This window comes from Bacillus sp. FSL R10-2201, from assembly GCF_038008665.1.
GTDB lineage: Bacteria > Bacillota > Bacilli > Bacillales > Bacillaceae_G > Bacillus_A > Bacillus_A mycoides.
In genome coordinates, this window is record NZ_JBBOZP010000001.1 from 5,199,122 (window position 1) to 5,219,870 (window position 20,749).

A 20,749-nucleotide genomic window follows, 5' to 3' on the forward strand; every position below is an offset into this window, starting at 1 on the left:
ATGAGAATAGGTTTGGTCGTTGAAGGCAGCTATCCCTTTGTAAGTGGAGGGGTAGCAAGCTGGGTTCAAATGATTATCCAGCAGTTTAAAGAACATGAATTTACGATTTTCGCGATAGTCCCTCAAGTAAAAACAGAAGATGAATATCAATATGAAATTCCAAGCAATGTAAAAGACATCATTCTGATTCCTTTGCAATCAGAAAATGAAGCAAAATATATAAAAACCAATTTAACTAAACAAGAAGTACAGACACTTCAAAAATGGTTTACATTTCAAGCTAACGATACAACAGCATTACAAATATTAGGAAATAAACAAAAGCTAGGAACACTCCATTCCTTCTTCGAAAGCCGTGAGTTTTATGCAATCGTTAAAGAAAGCTATTTATATGAAGAAAGTAGTGGATCCTTCTTAAATTACTTTTGGATGTGGAGATCTATGTTCACACCAATCATTCAAATTTTACAAATTGATTTTCCTGAATTAGATCTTATTCATTCTGTATCGACAGGGTATGGTGGATTGCTTGGTGCTGCAATTAGTGCCAAGTCCGATATACCATTTATTCTAACTGAACACGGTATTTATTCTCGGGAGCGTGAAGAAGAAATACTACAATCTACTTGGATACCAATTGAATATAAAAAAAGATGGGTTTCTTTCTTTCATCACTTGTCTCATCAAGCATATGAACAAGCCGCTGATGTAATTACGTTGTTCGGCCGAAATAGTGCATATCAAAAAGAATTAGGTGCTCCGGCCCATAAACTAAAAATCGTTCCAAATGGCGTTACTTTATCTGACTATAAAGGGTTACGTAAACCAAAATACAATTCGGATAAACTCATCATTTCCGCTATTATACGAGTTGTGCCAATTAAAGATGTAAAAACAATGATTTATGCAGCTAAATTATTATTAGAAAAAGATATTCCATTTATATTTTACTTACTAGGTCCTGATACGGAAGAAGCAGAATATGCTCAGGAATGTCGTGATTTAATTCAACAATTAGGATTAGAAGAGCATGTAATAATGACCGGCAAAGTAAATATTAAAGATTACTTAAAACAAACAGATATTCTCGTATTAACAAGTATATCTGAAGGACAACCATTAGCTATGTTAGAAGGAATGGCAGCAGGATTACCATGGGTTGTTACAGATGTCGGCTCTTGTAAGGAATTAATTTACGGACAAGATGAAGATCCTTACGGACAATGTGGATTTGTTGTACCACCTGTATCTCCTGAACAAGTTGCCATTCATTTAGAGTGGTATTATCGTCACCCTGAATCCATTCAACAATTTGGGGATAACGGGCGCAATCGTATTGAAGCGCACTATCAATTATCAGGTGTCGTTGATAGTTATCGTAAGCTTTACTTAGAAAGAGGTAAAAAAACATGGCAGGGATAGGGTTTCGTTTACAAAAATTATTCCAAGAAGACTACTATTCTTCCAGAATAAAAGCGTACGGATTTTCATTATTTGTTACAGCTGGTCCTTGGTTAGTCGTTATTTTAGCAGTAACAGCTATTCGATACATTTTAAGTTTGTTCCATTCTATTTCAATTGAGGAACAGCGCCTTTTCACAATTTCAATTTCATACTGCTTCATTTTTTCTCAAATCATATATGGTGCCTTGCAGCTCATCGTAACTAGATATGTGGCCGACCTTTTATACGAGCAAAAAGCTGATAAAGTATTTTCTTCCTTTTTAGGAATGACGAAAATCACACTTTTTTTTGCTATTATCTTATGGCTTTTGTTTGCAATTTTTACGCCATTAGCCTTGTATTATAAAATTGTGATGCTATTTTTATTTTTAGCTTTAAACATCATTTGGATTCAATCCATTTATTTAACAGCAGCTAAAGATTATCAGTCCATCGCTCTTGCATTTTTAATTGGTTCCATTTTCTCCTTATCTGGAATTGCGCTTATCGCTTACTGGCATCCAACACTTGGAATAGAACACGGATTGGCCCTATTACTTTTAATTTCTTTTACAATCGGGACTTTCATTACATTAGTGTGGTTAAGTATAGTTATTGTACGAATGTTTCCAAATAGTGATGCTACTGAACAATTTACCTTTCTTTCTTATTTAGATAAATATCCAGAACTATTTTGGTCAAGCTTACTTTACAATATTGGCATTTGGGTATGTAACTTTGTTATTTGGTTCGGAGAAGGGCGAGGAAATATTGAAAACACGTTTATTTATCATCAAATTTATGATACATCTGTTTTCTGGGCTTATTTAAGCATTATCCCAACCTATATTTTCTTCGTAGTATCCATTGAAACAAGGTTTTATGAACGGTATAAGAAGTTCTTCGGTTCAGTTAACAATGGGGCGACATTAAATACAATTTTACAATTAAAAGAATCAATGAACTTTGTCCTAAAGCAAGAAATGGAACGAATACTTCGTAATCAAGGTATTTTTTCTTTACTTATTATTTTTATAATATGGATGTTTAGTTCACAATCTGGGAACGTAACACTTGAATACTCTATTTTGCAGCTGACTATAATTGGTGCTTATGCAAACGGGATGGTCCTTGTTATCACGTTACTACTCTTATATTTTGAAGATCGTAAAGAAGCATTTCGAACATCAGCCCTGTTCTTTTCTGCAAATTTGTTATTAAGTCTTCTTCTACTTCCATTTGGGTTCAATGGTTACGGTATTAGTTTTGCACTTGGATCTTCTATTACATTCTTATATGCTATTTCTAGACTCTTTACTTACATTAAAGATATTGATTACTATACGTTTTGTCAGTCAAATACTCCTATAAAACGGCGAACTTTCTTTACTAAATTTGCTAATAAACTTAATGGAAATAAATAAATAAAAATGACCTTTTGCTCCCGCAAAAGGTCATTTTTTTATCTGTTTATTAAACTTCTAGATAGCCATTTTTGTTATTTGATTGCCATCTCCAAGAGTCTGCACACATCTCTTCTAATCCGCGTTTTGCTTCCCATCCTAATTCACGCTTCGCTTTCGATGCATCTGCAAAACATACTGCCACATCACCAGGTCGACGCTCCGTAATTTTATAAGGAACTTCTTTGCCCGAAACCTTTTCAAATGCTTCAACCATTTCCAACACACTATAACCAGTACCTGTACCGAGATTGTATGCATCTATCCCAGTAGTGCCAAGTACCTTTTCAAGCGCCTTTACATGGCCATTTGCTAAGTCTACAACATGAATATAATCACGGACACCCGTGCCATCTTTTGTTGGATAGTCATTTCCAAATACACTTAATTCCTTTAACTTCCCTACTGCTACTTGTGTTACATATGGCATTAAGTTATTTGGAATTCCGTTTGGATCTTCTCCAATACGTCCACTTTCATGTGCACCAAATGGGTTGAAATAACGAAGTAATGTGATACTCCATTCTGCATCCGCAAATGCTACATCACGCATAATTTGCTCAATCATTAATTTCGTTTGACCATATGGATTTGTTGCACTTAATGGAAACTCCTCCGTAATTGGTGATATTTCTGGAATACCATACACTGTTGCAGATGAACTGAAGATCATCTTCTTCACATTATGCTTCTGCATCACTTCACATAGCACTAGTGTGCTTGTAATGTTGTTATGATAATACGTTAACGGAATTTCTACTGATTCCCCTACAGCCTTAAAGCCTGCAAAGTGAATAACAGCTTCAATTGTATTTTCTTCAAAAATCGTATCAAGTGCTTCTCGATTTAAAATATCTTCTTTATAAAATTTAAACTGTTTTCCTGTTATCTCTGTCACTCGATTTATAGACTCTACTGAGCTATTCGAAAGATTATCTACTACTATAATTTCGTAACCGTTTTTTAGTAATTCTACGCATGTATGACTACCAATATATCCTGCTCCACCTGTTACAAGTATTGCCATAATTATAGTCCTCCATATTTCATTCATTATAAACTTCTCAAAGTATATCACATATTTCTTATCATATGTTTATTATACGAACACAGAAACTTACATTTTATCCCATGATTTTTAGTACAATACACGATTCAAATCAGGTAATAAAAAAACGCCACATAACAGACATCGCGTGGCGTTTTTTGATCAAATTACGTAACAATATACACTTAGAAAATGTGCAAGACTACCTAACAATACAAAAACATGAAAAATTTCATGGTGTCCCATATATTTAAACTCCAACCATTTTGGCTTCGCACCGTAAATAAACCCACCAATTGTATAAAAAATGCCTCCAAGTACTAAGAAAATAATACCTCCTGTACTTAGATTCTCAGCTAGCGGTGCAAAGAATAGAACAATTAACCAACCCATCAGAAGATAAATTGCTGTCGATAACCATCTTGGACAATTAAACCAAAACATTTTAAAAGCAATACCACAAATTGCCGTTGCATAAACTAAACAAAATAATAGTAAACCATTTGCCGAATTTAATGTAATTAAGCAAAAGGGTGCATATGTACCTGCAATTAATATGAAAATCATAGAATGATCTAGCTTCCTAAAGAAATAAATAACACGTTCACTGGCTACGACACTATGATACACAGCTGATGCCATATAAAGGACCATCATCCCGATACCGAATAAAATAACAGCTGTAATTGCAGCAACAGATGGCATCTTAACAGAAACTTTCACAAGCATAGCTAATAATGCAATAAATGATAATACAGCTCCTCCTAAGTGAGTAAATGCATTAACCGGTTCTCTTACATAAACATTCATATAAACACCCCTCATATAATTACATGTAGTTTTCATAACTACATGTAATTATATACATATTATCCGTGCGGGTCAACATTTACAATTCATTTGTTTCGTAATACCATATTTAAAGATATACTAAACATTAAGTTCCACTAAGTTATAAAAGTGAGGGGTTCTACGTGGAAAATATAAATAAATTACTTGAATCATTACATTTAGAAAAAAGTATTAAACTTGAGGATATCCCAAATGTCGACTTATATGTAGACCAAGTTGTCCAACTATTTGAGAATACTTATGCGGATACAACGAGAACTGATGATGAAAAAGTATTAACAAAAACAATGATTAACAATTACGCAAAAGGGAAATTATTCATCCCTATCAAAAATAAAAAGTATTCAAAAGAACATATGATTTTAATCAGCTTAATTTATCAATTAAAAGGAGCTCTTTCCATTAATGATATAAAAAGCTCCTTAGAAAATATAAATGCACCGTTAATAAACGATGCTACATTCGAATTAAACACTCTATATAAAGATTACCTTTCTCTTACTGACACCAATGTGGAAAGCTTTAAGCAAGACGTGAATAAACGTGTTAAGGAAGTAAACGAGGTTTCTTCCTTAGAAGATCCAAAGCTAGAAAAGTTTTTATTACTAACATCCTTCGTGACTATGAGTAATATGTATAGACGTTTAGCAGAGAAACTAGTTGATGACCTCAAAGAAACTTAAACAAAAAAACTATCCACCTGTTAGAGGTGGATAGTTTTTTTGTTTACTTAATTGCTTCATGAACCTTTAATTGTTTCCCTTTAATCGTTGTGTTTTTCATATTTTTTAAAACAAGTGGTCCTTTTCCATTTAATATTTCAACGTAAGAAACATTGTCTTGTATTGTAATAATTCCTATATCTTCTGCTGTAACACCTTTAATTTTAGCAATTGTACCGACGAAATCTACCGCCCTAATTTTCTTTTTCTTCCCGCCATTAAAGTACAATTTCATAATTCCTTTGTTTAGGTCTGCATTTTTATCTTTCTTTATAATTGGTTTAGCATGTATCTTTTCCTCAAATACTGCTTTCCCTTTCATAACTTCTTCTTTTGAAGGTGCAAGTGCCTTTGGAATTTCAAAGCCAATGTACTCCTCAATCTCTTCTAAAAATCTATTTTCATACGGCGTCATGAATGTAATAGCTTTCCCGTTATTACCAGCTCGTCCCGTTCTTCCCGTACGATGTACATAACTTTCTTTTTCTAATGGAATATCATAGTTAATAACATGTGTAATATTATCAATATCAATTCCTCTAGCAGCTACGTCTGTCGCTACTAAATAACGGAACTTTCCTTTTCTAAAATCGTCCATAACTTCAAAACGATCTTCTTGTACCATACCACCATGTATTTTGTCACAAGGATAGTTAACCCGCTTTAACTGCTGAAATACGTGATCTACATTTTCTTGCGTACGGCAAAAAATAATACAACTATCTGGATTCTCAATCGTTGTTACATCTTTAAGAAGTGAAAGCTTCTCCTCTTCTCTCATCTCAAAAAGTGTATGTTCAATTTTATCTGTTGTAATCCCGGTAGCCTTAATTTCAATATGCGTTGGCGAATCCATATACGTACGAGATAACTTTTCAACATCTTTTGGAAGTGTTGCTGAAAATAGCATTGTCATTCGTTTTTTAGGTAATTCGTCAATAATTGCCTCTACTTGATCGATAAAACCCATATTCAGCATTTCATCCGCTTCATCAATAACTAAATACTTCAAACACTCTAAAGAAAGGGTACCTTTTTCAATATGATCTAACACACGGCCAGGAGTCCCAACTACAATATGTGTTTTTTGCTTTAACTCTAATTTTTGACGTGCAAATGGAGATTTACCATAAACTGCAGCGGCCTTAATTCTTTTGAAACGACCTATATTCGTAATATCTTCTTTTACTTGCACCGCAAGCTCTCTCGTCGGTGTTAAAACTAAAGCTTGTGGCTTATTCTCTTCCCACTCCACCATTTCACAAAGTGGTATGCCAAATGAAGCGGTTTTTCCACTTCCAGTCTGTGATTTCACGACAAGGTCTTTCTTTTGCAAGGCAACTGGAATAACCTCTCCTTGCACTTCCGTTGGATGTTCATATCCTAAACCAGTAAGTGCTCTTACAATTTCTTTACTTAATGCATAATCGGTAAAACTTCTTTTACTCATGTAATAACCTCATTTTATTCTGTATTTAATAATTATATTTTTTATTCCCCTACATTTAATTATACTAAGAGGATATATCAAACTAATATTTTTAATTCGCTAAAATATCAACTTAACCTAAGTATAACTCTTTTTATATTGTTTTTTAAAACAACATAATAAAGGACAGTCTTAATAATAAGCCTGTCCACCTACATAACGAAAAATATTTTATTTTCAGATTTTTCCTTTACGGAACTAGCCTTTTTACAACCGGTATTCTTTGCAATACTAAAGTTATTAACATACTAAGGACAAGTGTAATAATTACATTTATAGGTATTGCCAATATTGCATGTACATGTGCATTCACCTTTGGAATGACTATGTATAGATAATTATTTAATAAGAAAAAGTGAAGAATATAAATCCCAAGACTTGCTTGGTTTATGCCACGTAATAAAAATGGCAATTGCCTTTCTGAATTTTGGAAAGCATATTTAAAAAAGACAAATAACCCAATTGCCATAAGTACAACACCTGGCGCAAAATATTCATACCAATATTGATCCAGCTGTCCATTTGCTTTCAATGTATAATGGTATGTCATAAAGAATGTACCAATACATCCTACAACTCCCCCAATATAAGAAATATTCCGCCATTTTTTCGCAATATCATAATTTGATAAGTAATAACCAAGTAGAAAATATCCTACATAATTTGTAACATAAAATAATTCAATATTAAAGTTGATAGGATAATAATAGTTTACTAGTTTAACTATTACAGATGCATATAGCCATAAAATTAAAAAATATTCTATCTCTCTCTTCTTAGCATTTTTCACAAATACTTTCAGTAAAGGTGCGATTAAATATATTCCTACAATCATATATAAGAACCATAGATGTAACCCGATACTATTTGTTAAAAAGTACTTTATCCCTTGCTTTAAAGAAGCCGGAAAATATCCTACGCAAGCCCCATAGATGTAAAATATAGCACTCCAACCTATAAAAGGTATAATCACTTTACTTGCACGTTTCTTTAAAAATTCCCCAATAGAAGTATCTTTTGTTCCCTTTAATAATAGGGCTCCACTAATCATTACAAAAATTGGTACACTAGCACGCGAAAGTGAGTCGTAAAAATTACCAGCCAGCCAACGCGACACGTTATTTGAATCTAACGTAGAAACATAACCAGCAGCAACGTGAATTGTAACGACCGCAATTGTCGCTAATACACGTAGCCAATCCATATACACTAATCGTCCCATAAAATCTCCCCTAAATTAATATATTTCTCTATTATTCTCCCTACATAATTCTACAGTAATCGATTACACATTAAAATACATTGTAGCCATATAAATCCAAAAATATTAAATAAGCTTTATTTTTTAAAATTAAACATTAAAACCTTTGACTTATTACTAAAAATACTGTAAATTATCATTTGGACGAACGTTTTTAAGTGAACTATGTAAAATATTCGTATTTTAGGGGTGTAAATGATGGAAAACGTATTTGACTATGAAGATATTCAATTAATTCCTGCAAAATGTATTGTAAATAGCCGATCTGAATGTGATACAACTGTCACTTTAGGAAAACATAAATTTAAATTACCTGTCGTACCTGCAAATATGCAAACGATTATTGATGAAAGAATCGCAACTTATTTAGCTGAAAATAATTACTTCTATATCATGCATCGTTTCCAACCAGAGAAACGAATTTCATTCATTAGAGATATGCAATCACGTGGATTAATTGCTTCAATCAGCGTTGGTGTTAAAGAAGACGAGTACGAATTCGTACAACAATTAGCTGCTGAGCAACTTTCACCTGAATACATTACAATCGATATCGCACATGGTCACTCTAACGCTGTGATCAACATGATTCAACATATTAAAAAACATTTACCAGAAAGCTTCGTTATCGCTGGAAACATTGGAACTCCAGAAGCGGTAAGAGAATTAGAAAACGCTGGTGCTGATGCAACAAAAGTTGGCATTGGACCTGGTAAAGTTTGTATTACTAAAATTAAAACAGGCTTTGGAACTGGCGGTTGGCAGCTAGCTGCACTTCGCTGGTGTGCAAAAGCTGCAAGTAAGCCAATTATCGCTGACGGTGGTATTCGTACACATGGCGACGTAGCTAAATCAATTCGATTTGGAGCAACTATGGTTATGGTCGGTTCTCTATTCGCAGGTCATGAAGAGTCTCCAGGGGAAACAATCGAAAAAGATGGCAAACTTTATAAAGAGTACTTCGGTTCAGCTTCTGAATTCCAAAAAGGTGAGAAGAAAAACGTTGAAGGTAAGAAAATGTTCGTTGAGCATAAAGGTTCTTTAGAAGACACTTTAATCGAAATGGAACAAGATCTTCAATCTTCTATCTCTTACGCTGGTGGAACAAAATTAGACGCAATTCGTACTGTAGATTATGTAGTCGTGAAAAACTCTATTTTCAACGGTGACAAAGTATATTAATTTATAAATTTAACTAGAAGGACAAGCATTTTTTATGCTTGTCCTTCTTTTTCATGTATAAAAATGTAAAATATTTTCATTTCACTGAATTTTCTAGTATCATGTTTTTAGATACTTATAATAAGGGGGATATAACAAATGAAAAATGTAATTGAGAAACGCCTTATTCGCGCGGAAGTCTCTACTGAATTGACATGGGACCTTTCTGATTTATACGAATCTGATAAAGAGTGGGAAACTGCATTACTTGTATTAACAGACGATATAAAAAAACTTGATGCATTTAAAGGACAATTACACACTAGCCCCGCTACCTTATTAAATTGCCTACTTTTAGAAGAAGAGCTTTTAATGAAGTTAACAAAACTCGGCGCATATGCAAACTTAAAAGAATCCGTTGATCGTACAGATTCAGTTATTCAAGCGAATTCTTCCAAAATTTCCGCTCTAGGAACGAATGTACATACCGCACTTTCCTTTATTCATAACGAAATTCTCTCATTTGAGGAGGGAATAATTGAAAAATATTTAACTGAGGAAATAAAACTTGAACCTTTCCGTAAATCATTACTAGAGATACTCAAAAAGAGGCAGTACACTCTCTCTCCTGAAACAGAAGAAGCTCTTGCTGCACTCGGCGAAGTTCATAGTTCACCCTACAAAATTTACGGCATGACTAAATTAGCCGATATGGATTTCCCTTCTATACAAGATGAACAGGGAAATGATTTGCCTGTATCGTTTGCATTATTCGAAAGCAAATATGAATTTTCTCCAAGCGCATATATACGTAAAAAAGCATATTCATCATTTGTTTCCACATTGAAACGATATAAAAATACAGTTGCAACAACATATGCTACTGAAGTAAAAAAACAAGTGGCGCTTTCTCGTTTGCGCAAGTACGAGTCCGTTACCCATATGCTTTTAGAGCCTCAAAAAGTTCCACTTGAAATGTATAACAACCAACTAGATATTATTTATAACGAATTAGCGCCTCATATGCGCCGTTTTGCAGATTTAAAAAAGAATGTATTAGGGCTTGATCAAATGCTTTTCTGTGACTTACATGCACCGTTAGATCCTGAATTTAATCCAACAATCACTTACGAAGAAGCTGGCAAACTCATTCAAGATTCTTTAAAAGTATTAGGAAATGAATATAGTTCCATTATCGAAAAGGGCTTCAAAGAAAGATGGGTAGACCTTGCAGATAACGTAGGAAAATCAACAGGTGCCTTCTGCTCTAGCCCATACGGTTCTCACCCTTATATTTTAATTACATGGCAGGGTACGATGCGCGGGTGTTTCACATTAGCTCATGAATTTGGACATGCTGGTCATTTTTATTTAGCAAATAAAAATCAGCGTATTATGAATGTGCGTCCATCTATGTACTTCGTTGAAGCTCCATCAACAATGAATGAATTACTATTAGCCCAGCATTTACTTGCGACTACTGAAGATAAGAGAATGCGCAGATGGGTTATTCTGCAACTACTCGGCACATATTACCACAACTTCGTTACCCATCTACTTGAGGGAGAATATCAAAGAAGAGTATACGCTCTAGCAGAAGAAGGGCAAGCACTCACAGCTACAACTTTAACTGAAATAAAAACGAAGGTCCTTTCGACATTCTGGGGAGATTCCGTAGAAATTGATGAAGGCGCCGGTTTAACATGGATGCGTCAACCTCACTATTATATGGGCTTATATTCTTACACATATTCTGCGGGACTAACTGCTTCTACCGCTGTAGCTCAAATGATTAAAGAAGAGGGACAACCTGCTGTTGATCGCTGGCTTGATGTACTCCGTGCAGGCGGTACAATGAAACCACTGGAATTAATGAAACACGCTGGAGTAGACATGTCAAAACCAGATGCAATCCGTAAAGCCGTTTCTTACGTCGGTTCCTTAATTGATGAATTAGAACGTTCTTATCAAGAATAAAAATAAGCCCTCGCTTTATGAGGGCTTATTCTATATTTACTTTCCAAATCTTTTGCGGTATCCGCACTTTCTACATAGTTCTTCTACTGCAACCCTTTTTGAAAATCCATCTACAATATTGTTCGCTCTTTCACCTTCAATAATATTAGAGAATGAATCATTATTAATATTTCCAAGATTAATAATTCCCTCACCATCTAGACAACAAGGAATAACCGTTCCGTTCGCTAAGATTCCAGCCTGATTTCGAAGACCATGACAGAATCCTTTTCCATCATCCTCTTCTTCATGCAATGCCGGCCACTGGAATTCATAGTCTTGATTAATAAAGACACGTTCCGCAATTTTTATACCTTTTCCCGGTGTAAGCTTCTCTTCAATTTGATAAGATAGATCAAATTCATTTTCAATTATAGATAATAAATCCCTATTTTTTTGGATTTCAGCATTTGTTTTATTATCCTGAGTTAAATTCCATAATCTTAGTGAAACGATTAAGTCCGATTGACTTGTTGCCTCTCTAATGAAAGAAAGTATACTCCTTACATAGCCCTCTTTATCTTGCGAACCTGGGTGTCCATCAAAACTGTGCAGTGAAAAATTCATTTGTCTTAACGCAGGCTTATTTAACAGTCTATGCCTTCTCTTATTAATTAACGTTCCGTTCGTTGTAATATTAACTTTAAACCCTTTTTCATGGCTTAAATCTAATAGTTGATCTATTTTCGGATGGAGCAACGGCTCACCCTTCACGTGCAAATAAATGTAGTCTGTGTGAGGTTTAATTTGGTCTAATCTTTTAGCAAAATCCTCTACAGAAATGAATTGCTTCTGCCTTTCCGTCGGCGGACAAAAGCTGCACGCAAGATTACATACACTCGTAATCTCCAAGTAAAACTTCTTAAACTTCTTCACCTTTAATTCCTCACTTCTATGACTACTTATACTTTTTCCCTCTTCATATTACAGCATATTTTTTTAGAAATAGAAACATACTTATTTTAGGAAATCTACATACCATCTATTAATGTTTAAAAGACCATCGGTGATTTTTGTCCAATGGTCTTTTTTACTCTTTATATACAAATGAAAAATTTATTTATGATACGGTTCACCACGATTAATCCGAAACGCTCTATACACCTGCTCAAGCAATACTAATCGCATTAATTGATGTGGTAATGTCATCTTCGAAAAAGAAAGAGATTCGTTTGAACGCTTCATTACTTCAGAACTAAGCCCCAGTGATCCACCAATTACAAATGTAATCTTGCTCTTTCCATATGTAGCAAGGCGATCTATACTTACCGCAAATTCTTCTGATGATTTTTGTTTTCCTTCTATAGCTAACGCAATGACATGCGTATCATCAGAAATTTTATCCAGTATACGAATACCTTCTTTTTCTTTTACAATTAACATTTCTGCTGCACTTAAATTTTCTGGTGCCTTTTCATCTGGCAATTCAATTACTTCTACTTTTGCGTAAGAAGATAATCGTTTTAAGTATTCTGCTATACCTTGTTTTAAGTATTTTTCTTTTAATTTTCCGATTGAAATAATCGAGATATTCACATTTATTCCCCACCTTACAAACACGTTATCCACAGGACTTATCCACATATCCACAAATGTTACCCACATATTGTGTGAGAATCTGTGTTCGATACAACATATGTCGCCTCATTTTGACAAAATTCACATGTTTTTTTCTCTTCTTTAGAGTTATCCACATTGTTAATAACCGGTGCGACTTCACACTCATCCACAATAATATCTAATGCTAATTCAACATGTTCTAAACAACAAGGTAAATTCATATTCCTCACCTCACTTTTCTACAATAGAAAACAGGAGGTAGGCCCTCCTGTTTTTAATACTTTTGAATGCCTAATTTCACCGTTGTTGTCGCTCGTTTTGTACCACGATAAAACGTAAGAGTCATTTTATCATTAATTTTTTTATTATATAAGGCCGTGCGGAACCCAATAATATCGTGCACCGCTTTTCCATCTACCGCCACAATAACATCATGTTCTCTAAGACCCGCATCCGTACCTGGCGAAGGACTTTTCACATCTAAAATGCAGACTCCTTCTGTTACGTTACCTGGTAAGTGTAATGTTTTTGACCAATAGTAACTCGGAATCTCATTTAATGATCTTAGTTCAATCCCAACGTAAGGTCTTCTTACTTTACCGTACTTTTCTAGTTCATTCATAATAGGAACAGCTCTCGTAACTGGAATAGCTAATCCAATTCCTTCTACTTCTTTTGCTGCAATTTTCATTGAGTTAATACCTATTAATTGTCCCGCTACATTTACAAGCGCTCCACCACTATTACCTGGATTAATTGCCGCATCTGTTTGCAATACTTCTACTTGCCAATCGTAATGTCCATCTTGATCTAAATCTACAGGAACAATACGCTCATTAGCCGAAATAATACCTTGTGTGACAGTTCCGGAAAATTGTAACCCTAGTGGATTTCCAATCGCAATAACTGGTTCTCCTCTACGAACGGTATTAGAGTCGCCAATTTCAATCACTTTCTTCACATGCTTCGCATCTATTTCTAGTACAGCTAAGTCCGTGACTACATCGGTTCCTAATACTTTACCTGGAATTTTCTTACCGTCACTTAAGCTCACTTCAATACGATTCGCCCCAGCAACAACGTGGTTATTCGTTACAATATACGCATGTCCATCTGTTCTCTTATAAATCACACCAGAGCCTGTACCAGCTTCCGAATCAGCCTCCGAAAAATTGTCTCGTTGAATATTAATAACACCAACAACAGCCTCTGAAGCACGATCCACAGCGTCTACAAAGCTAATCTGTTTAACAGGAACATTTCCACTTTGAGCTTCAGCCATATTTTTTTCACTTGCTTCAGCTTGCGGAAGCTTACCTGCATGATTTGAAAATAAAGGAGCTCCAAATGCAAATAATGAAGCCCCTACAATTGTCCCCGCTATGCTAGAAATGACAATACCTTTATGTTTCTTTTTGCCTGCACGTTTAATACGATATTTTTCTTCATCAATAAAGGACATATTTGTTCACCTATCTTCCTGAAAACAACTATATTCACCTTTATTGTTTACTAAAATGAAGAATTATACGTATTGAATTTTCGTAGGCATTTTTTGATCCGTATCATGTATTTCAAAGGATTTTCCAACCCCAAAACCTTTTTCTTCTAATACTTGTGATACAGACATACGCGCTAATTCTTTCATGTTATTATCTAAGCTTAAATGTGCTAAATAAATGTGTTTTGTCTCATCTGTAATAACATCAGCCATCGCTAATGCAGCGTCCTCATTACAAACGTGGCCAACGTCGCTTAAAATACGTCGCTTAATGCTCCATGGATAGCGTCCCATACGAAGCATTTCCACATCATGATTGCTTTCAAACACGAAAGCATTTGCTCCCTTAATAACACCTTTCATACGGTCACTTACGTAGCCCGTATCTGTAATAAGAGCTAACTTTCTATTATTGTTATGAAAAGCGTAAAACATCGGTTCCGCCGCATCATGAGAAACACCAAATGATTCAACTTCAATATCCCCAAATGTTTTCACGTCTCCTACTGAGAAAATGAATTTTTGATCAGTTGGGATATTACCTATTAAATGTTCCATTGCATTCCATGTTTTCTCGTTCGCATAAACAGGTAAATCATATTTACGCGCCAATACACCTAATCCTTTAATGTGATCACTATGCTCATGTGTTACAAGAATACCTGATATGTCATTTATATTCAGTTCAGCTTGTTTAAATAAAGCCTCTGTCGCTTTACCACTTAAACCTGCATCGACAAGCAGTTTTTTTTCATCTGTTCCTACATATAGCATATTCCCTGTACTTCCACTTGCAAGTACACTAAAATGCATGCTCATTCTTTCTCACTCCATTATGTTCTTCCGGCACTTGAGTTTCCCCTAATTCCATAACTTGTCCTTCAATTGCATTCACAAAAAAATCCTTTTTTTGTTCTGTCTTTAAGTTCCATGTTGGAGCAAGCACTTGTATATTAGAAGAAGACTCCGCAAGAGTCGCATATCCAATCTGCGCCTCTTTCACGTGCGTATTTTCTGCAATTTTATTTTTCAAATATATATTTTCTAAAGCTGTTTGAGCAGTAATAATTTCTTGTTCTTTCGTCTTTTCGCTTTCGCCCATTTCCTTCAAATCCGTTAACATTGTTTGTGTATATGAAATAAGCTCATTTTTTTCATTTAAATCTACAACAATCATCGCACGATTATTGTAGAAGATTGGTTTATCTTTATACTTTTGAAAGAAGTAAATTTTTGAGTCCTTTATTGCTCCAAACTCATATTTTTGTCCATCCAGCACATAATTTTTCAAAAACTCATTATACTTATCTTTTGACAATGATTTTGTATTTAAAAAAGGCTCTTTTAATTTACCCTCTATTTGATATTCGTCTTGCACATGCGCTGTCTGATTTTTTAAAGATTCCACATCTTCTTCTTTGAAACCCTTATTTTTCGCCATTATAAATGACTCTTTTTTCGGTTCTTTAGGAAAATTTCCCATAGTAATTTTTTCAGCTTTTAATTGTTGATCAATTTTCGTTTCCGTCACAAGTTCTAATTGATTACTATCTTGCTTTTGAATGAACTGAAAGATAAGAAAGAGGTCTAAAACAAAAAAGGTCACAATAAATATGGTCTTAATTCGATCCCAATCCATTTAGTCCCCCCTCACTCCACTCATATATTTGTTGCTTACCATCTTCTTCACATTTTACATACCATATCGGCTGTAAGACAGCGATTCTCACATCACTGATGGACGGTTCCAATGACATTTTATAACCAATACCAACATCCTGAATTGATTTTTTATCAATTTCTGGATTATTCTCTAGTGATGTCATCACTGTACGACCTGATGCTAGAGAAGTTGTTTGTTGTTTACTAGGCAAAGGAATACTGAACTCAAAAAAGGGTCTTTCATACTGCATAATTTCACCTGAACCCCATACTTGTTTTAATTCCGCTATTCCATTTGCATTAAATACAGGCAAACCATCCTCATATAAACGGAATGAAGTTTTCCTCCCATTAATATAATCAAAACGATAGGACTTCAAGGATCCACTATGCCCACTTACAAAGTCAAAACTTTTTTGTAAAATTACCGCATTATCCGTAGATTTATCACCATGTACAGCGGAATTTTTATATTTCAACATTGCATCCGACTTATCAATTTCCATAGAACGGATGCCATCTGTAAATGTTTCCTTTGTTTTCTCAGAAATAGGACTTAAATAACGTGGATCACTAAATAAGGCATTTTTAAATGGATCCACTTCTAGTTTAGCTGTAATATACTCTGCCTTACTTAATTCCGTAATCCCCTCTGGTAAAAAAAGTTTTTTTGTATCATTTATTTGATACTCAAAATATGGTCTTGCTACTGTTATAAGTTGATTTTGAGCATTTATAATATCCTTTATATAAGCACCACTTAATGTTGCTTGATATATTTTATGAGGAGTATCATAGGAAACAAAGCTAACTTTAATTTCTTGATCCTTACTTCTAGAAGGATCAATTATAATACGATTAAAACTTCTGTTACTTTCTATGTTTTTATCTTTAATATTAAACATATTTTTAATCGTATCTAACGGGATATTTGTAGGAAAAACAAATTCAATTTTTTCTTCTCCGTGTACATAAGACAGAAAATCACCTTTAGGGACTGTCCACGTTATTTCCTCGAAATTATGTAATTCTCCGTTTTCAAGAATTTTATAAATCGAATCCACATTTTCCTTCTTTTCGCTTACATAATGATTTTTCTCTTTATGAATAACGACAGAGGATGGGCGAACAACCTCCGAAATCTTTATCGTATTTATCTCTTCGTTACCTTGAACGAACTTTGTATTTTGCATAGAAGTAGAATCAGGAACATATGTCCACAAGTTAAAAGTAAGAAATAGACTAATGACAACCAAATTAATTAGAACTATCGTTTTAAAGTTTTCCATACTCATTCCCAATCGTCCTCTTCATCTGTCGCCATTGGCAATGTGAAATAAATAGTTGTCCCTTTTCCTTCCTCACTTTTCGCCCAAACCGAGCCGCCATGTGCCTCAATCATTTCTTTCGCAATGGCTAACCCAAGACCTGTACCACCCATTTGTCTCGAACGCGCTTTATCTACACGATAAAAACGTTCAAATATTTTATCTACATTTTCTTTCGGAATTCCCATTCCTTGATCACTCACACTAATCTCTAATAACTCCCCGCGGTCACGTAGGCGATATGTTACTGTACCACCTTCTGGCGAATATTTTAGTGCATTGGAAATAATGTTATATAAAACTTGTGTAATTTTGTCTGTATCCATATCAATAAATCGAGATTTTTTAGAGAAAGATCGTTTGAAGCTTACATTTTGCTCTTTAGACATTTCAAAACGATCGATAACGTTATTAAAGAAATCCGTAAAGTCGACCCATTCCTTCATTAAGCGATGTTCTGTACTATCTAGTTTAGATAGTTGTAACAATGCATTTACAAGCCTGATCATTCTTTCCGTTTCCTCTTGTGTAACCGTTAAAAATTGCGGTGCAATATTTGGATCTTGCCATGCTCCATCAGTAAGTGCTTCTAAGTAACTGCGCATCGTTGTTAACGGCGTTCTTAACTCATGAGATACGTTCGCAACAAACTCACGGCGCTCTTGTTCTATCCGCTCCTGCTCTGTTACATCATATAATACAGCAATTAAACCATTTGCCTTCCCTGTTTCTTTTTGAATAACAGAGAAACTAGCACGTAAAATATATGGTTCATTTCTCGTACTAAAATCTAATAAAACTGAATCAGGCTCTTCATATAAATGATCCAGTGTAAATTCTTCTTGTATTCCTAGCACTTCTAACACTGATTGATCTAGCGCCGTTTCACGCGAAACATTTAACATCTTTTCCGCAGGATCATTTAATAAAATGATATCCCCTTTTCGATCAGTAGCAATTACTCCATCTGTCATATGTGATAAAACGGATGATAATTTTCGTCTTTCACTTTCTGTGGAGGAACGAGCTTGTTGTAATTTTTTAGATAAATTGTTAAAAGATAATGCTAATTGTCCAATCTCATCGTGACTATGCACCTTTACTTTTCGCGAATAATTTCCTTTCGCCATTTCAATTGCTTGTCTTCGCATATCTGAAATTGGTCTCGTAATTGTTTGAGCCAATAAAATTCCAAGTACAGCTGTTACTAATAAAGCAATTACTGTCCCCGTTGCAAAAATTTGGTTGATGTCCTTCATTTGTTTATACACATCTTCCATAGATGCAACGATATGAATGACACCAAGTACCTCTCCGCCAGGCTCTTTTAGAATAGGGGTAATCATAACTTGAACTCGATGACCTGTATTTCCATCTTTCTCAATCTTTGACTCTGGTTTCTTTTGTACCATTACCCGTTGTACAGCTGTATCTGCTGACGTTCTTCCTACCTTATTTTGCTTAGACCCGTCTGAAATTGCCATTAATTTTTTAGTAGCATCAATTACACTTACTTCTTGAATATCTTTCTTACGATCTGATGCGAATTTTTGAATCGAGTCATTAATAGCTTTATCTACTGATTCTGTTTTAGGACGTTCTTTTACAAACTCTTGCTTCAGGTTATAAGAAAGTAGATTTGTTTGCTGCGTTAAGGAATCTTGAAAGCCTTTTACAAGGCTTTTTTCTAATTCCCTGACGAAATATACACCAATTACTTGCATTGCTATTAATATTAACAGCATATATATGAGCACAAATTTTAAATGAATAGATTGAAAAAAACCAACTTTCTTCATATACTATTCCTGTTCTGGGTCACGCAAGTAATACCCTACTCCACGTCTAGTTACAATTAAAGTAGGATGACTTGGATTATCTTCAATTTTTTCGCGTAAACGACGTACTGTTACGTCTACTGTACGTACATCTCCAAAATAATCATAACCCCAAACTGTTTGTAATAAATGTTCACGAGTCATAACTTGACCTAAATGCTTCGCTAAATAATGTAGTAATTCAAATTCACGATGTGTAAGCTCAATGCTTTCTTCACGCTTTGTTACACTATAAGCGTTCGAATTGATAACGATTGGTCCAATAACCATTTCGGTATTTTCTTCTTTCTCTGCAGCACCACCCTGCTGATGGCGACGTAAATTCGCTTTCACACGAGCAAGTAGCTCCCTCGTACTAAATGGCTTCGTTACATAATCATCTGCCCCAAGCTCAAGCCCTAATACTTTATCAATTTCAGAGTCTTTTGCTGTAAGCATAATAATTGGCATTTCTGAGCTTTTACGTATTTCACGACATACCTCTAAACCGTCTTTTCCCGGTAACATAATATCTAATAAAACCATATCTGGCTGTTCTTCATTTGCTTTTTCAATCGCCTCATCACCATCATGCGCCATTACAATTTCAAAACCTTCTTTTTCTAGGTTGAACTTCAAAATATCCGCAATTGGCTTTTCATCATCAACTACTAAAATTTTCTTTCCCATCATCGTCTATTTCCTCCTTATAAAAATATGATCAATAATCCTCAAACATATTGGTGTTTCTATAGTATGTTCCTATATGACAACAATCTTAGTCTAAGTATTTCTCCTCTATTCTCATAGACTCATGTATCATCCACTTTTACACAGAATCCTATACGATCTATAGAAAAACCTCTAGCTTCAACTGCTAGAGGCTCCTCATTCTATTGTAAAATAACTACCCACATTTGTAAAACTGGACAAAATAAAAAGGATATTAAGTGGGCCCACTTAATATCCTGAGAGTGGCTCGGGACGGAATCGAACCGCCGACACGAGGATTTTCAGTCCTCTGCTCTACCGACTGAGCTACCGAGCCAAAACTATATATAAAACCACTAATGGTGGTATAAACAAAAGTGGCGGTCCCGACCGGGGTCGAACCGGCGATCTCCTGCGTGACAGGCAGGCATGTTAACCACTACACCACGGGACCAAAAATGAACATAAAAAAAACATGACCCGTACGGGATTCGAACCCGTGTTACCGCCGTGAAAGGGCGGTGTCTTAACCACTTGACCAACGGGCCACGAAAAATAAAATGGTGAGCCATGAAGGATTCGAACCTTCGACCCTCTGATTAAAAGTCAGATGCTCTACCAACTGAGCTAATGGCTCATACTCACCAACGTCATATTTTCGTGACGACAAGACATATCATAACATGCTATCTTTCATTTTTGCAATACCTTTTTT

General features: G+C 34.8%; 18 protein-coding genes and 4 tRNA genes. 5 read left to right on the top strand and 17 right to left on the bottom strand.

Features of this window, described 5'->3' with window-relative positions:
- Together pelF and pelG are read left to right on the top strand one after the other, a co-directional pair.
- Positions 1-1,422 (top strand): GT4 family glycosyltransferase PelF, encoded by a 1,422-nt coding sequence (gene pelF / locus NSQ69_RS26915; RefSeq protein ID WP_002130165.1) that lies wholly within the window; start codon positions 1-3, stop codon positions 1,420-1,422.
- The gene (pelG, locus tag NSQ69_RS26920) at positions 1,410-2,867 is read left to right on the top strand and encodes an exopolysaccharide Pel transporter PelG (protein ID WP_341099848.1); all 1,458 of its coding nucleotides are present in this window, start codon (positions 1,410-1,412) and stop codon (positions 2,865-2,867) included. Before pelF ends, pelG begins: the two co-directional genes overlap by 13 nt.
- Positions 2,868-2,916: 49 nt before the next feature.
- Here the strand turns inward: pelG and galE are convergent, their stop codons facing one another.
- Together galE and trhA are read right to left on the bottom strand one after the other, a co-directional pair.
- Entirely contained in the window at positions 2,917-3,933 is a 1,017-nt protein-coding gene (galE, locus tag NSQ69_RS26925; RefSeq protein WP_002130169.1) for a UDP-glucose 4-epimerase GalE, read from the bottom strand.
- Positions 3,934-4,116: 183 nt separating this feature from the next.
- Positions 4,117-4,764: a PAQR family membrane homeostasis protein TrhA gene (gene trhA, locus NSQ69_RS26930; RefSeq protein ID WP_002016441.1), complete on the bottom strand. Its 648-nt coding sequence runs from the start codon at positions 4,762-4,764 to the stop codon at positions 4,117-4,119.
- 164 nt (positions 4,765-4,928) lie between these two features.
- Here trhA and NSQ69_RS26935 point away from each other — a divergent pair, with 164 nt between their 5' ends.
- On the top strand, positions 4,929-5,489 hold the full coding sequence (locus tag NSQ69_RS26935; RefSeq protein WP_340804569.1) for a DUF1836 domain-containing protein: 561 nt from the start codon (positions 4,929-4,931) through the stop codon (positions 5,487-5,489).
- A gap of 43 nt (positions 5,490-5,532) precedes the next feature.
- Here NSQ69_RS26935 and NSQ69_RS26940 read toward each other — a convergent pair whose 3' ends face one another.
- Together NSQ69_RS26940 and NSQ69_RS26945 are read right to left on the bottom strand one after the other, a co-directional pair.
- Positions 5,533-6,978: a DEAD/DEAH box helicase gene (locus tag NSQ69_RS26940; RefSeq protein ID WP_002130172.1), complete on the bottom strand. Its 1,446-nt coding sequence runs from the start codon at positions 6,976-6,978 to the stop codon at positions 5,533-5,535.
- 229 nt (positions 6,979-7,207) lie between these two features.
- Entirely contained in the window at positions 7,208-8,239 is a 1,032-nt protein-coding gene (locus NSQ69_RS26945) for an acyltransferase (RefSeq protein ID WP_002130174.1), read from the bottom strand.
- Between the two features lie 237 nt (positions 8,240-8,476).
- Between NSQ69_RS26945 and guaC the strand changes: the two genes are divergently transcribed.
- Complete coding sequence (gene guaC / locus NSQ69_RS26950; RefSeq protein WP_341099850.1) at positions 8,477-9,460, top strand: GMP reductase; 984 nt, start codon at positions 8,477-8,479, stop codon at positions 9,458-9,460.
- A gap of 138 nt (positions 9,461-9,598) precedes the next feature.
- Positions 9,599-11,416, top strand: a complete 1,818-nt coding sequence (gene pepF, locus NSQ69_RS26955; RefSeq protein WP_002167285.1) for an oligoendopeptidase F — start codon at positions 9,599-9,601, stop codon at positions 11,414-11,416.
- A gap of 36 nt (positions 11,417-11,452) precedes the next feature.
- On the opposite strand, the gene NSQ69_RS26960 is transcribed toward pepF, so the two are convergent.
- The 13 genes from NSQ69_RS26960 to NSQ69_RS27020 all read right to left on the bottom strand — a co-directional run bounded on the left by NSQ69_RS26960 (position 11,453) and on the right by NSQ69_RS27020 (position 20,671).
- Positions 11,453-12,331, bottom strand: a complete 879-nt coding sequence (locus NSQ69_RS26960; protein ID WP_002016446.1) for a radical SAM/SPASM domain-containing protein — start codon at positions 12,329-12,331, stop codon at positions 11,453-11,455.
- A gap of 180 nt (positions 12,332-12,511) precedes the next feature.
- Entirely contained in the window at positions 12,512-12,991 is a 480-nt protein-coding gene (rlmH, locus tag NSQ69_RS26965; protein WP_002130178.1) for a 23S rRNA (pseudouridine(1915)-N(3))-methyltransferase RlmH, read from the bottom strand.
- Between the two features lie 59 nt (positions 12,992-13,050).
- Entirely contained in the window at positions 13,051-13,236 is a 186-nt protein-coding gene (locus NSQ69_RS26970; protein WP_002035001.1) for a CxxH/CxxC protein, read from the bottom strand.
- Positions 13,237-13,289: 53 nt separating this feature from the next.
- Positions 13,290-14,477, bottom strand: a complete 1,188-nt coding sequence (locus tag NSQ69_RS26975) for a S1C family serine protease (protein ID WP_002035000.1) — start codon at positions 14,475-14,477, stop codon at positions 13,290-13,292.
- Positions 14,478-14,540: 63 nt separating this feature from the next.
- On the bottom strand, positions 14,541-15,335 hold the full coding sequence (locus NSQ69_RS26980; RefSeq protein ID WP_002130181.1) for an MBL fold metallo-hydrolase: 795 nt from the start codon (positions 15,333-15,335) through the stop codon (positions 14,541-14,543).
- On the bottom strand, positions 15,319-16,155 hold the full coding sequence (locus NSQ69_RS26985) for a two-component system regulatory protein YycI (protein ID WP_002130182.1): 837 nt from the start codon (positions 16,153-16,155) through the stop codon (positions 15,319-15,321). Before NSQ69_RS26985 ends, NSQ69_RS26980 begins: the two co-directional genes overlap by 17 nt.
- A complete protein-coding gene (locus NSQ69_RS26990; protein ID WP_002130183.1) occupies positions 16,136-17,473 on the bottom strand; it encodes a YycH family regulatory protein in 1,338 nt (445 codons plus the stop codon). The genes NSQ69_RS26985 and NSQ69_RS26990 overlap by 20 nt, the downstream gene beginning before the upstream one ends.
- Entirely contained in the window at positions 17,470-19,305 is a 1,836-nt protein-coding gene (gene walK / locus NSQ69_RS26995; RefSeq protein WP_002130184.1) for a cell wall metabolism sensor histidine kinase WalK, read from the bottom strand. Before walK ends, NSQ69_RS26990 begins: the two co-directional genes overlap by 4 nt.
- A 3-nt stretch (positions 19,306-19,308) precedes the next feature.
- The gene (walR, locus tag NSQ69_RS27000) at positions 19,309-20,016 is read right to left on the bottom strand and encodes a cell wall metabolism DNA-binding response regulator WalR (RefSeq protein WP_000971867.1); all 708 of its coding nucleotides are present in this window, start codon (positions 20,014-20,016) and stop codon (positions 19,309-19,311) included.
- 282 nt (positions 20,017-20,298) lie between these two features.
- Positions 20,299-20,371: transfer RNA gene (locus NSQ69_RS27005), tRNA-Phe, on the bottom strand.
- A gap of 41 nt (positions 20,372-20,412) precedes the next feature.
- Positions 20,413-20,488 (bottom strand) — tRNA-Asp (locus NSQ69_RS27010).
- Positions 20,489-20,510: 22 nt separating this feature from the next.
- Positions 20,511-20,582: transfer RNA gene (locus NSQ69_RS27015), tRNA-Glu, on the bottom strand.
- Between the two features lie 13 nt (positions 20,583-20,595).
- Positions 20,596-20,671 (bottom strand) — tRNA-Lys (locus NSQ69_RS27020).
- Positions 20,672-20,749: the final 78 nt, after the last annotated feature.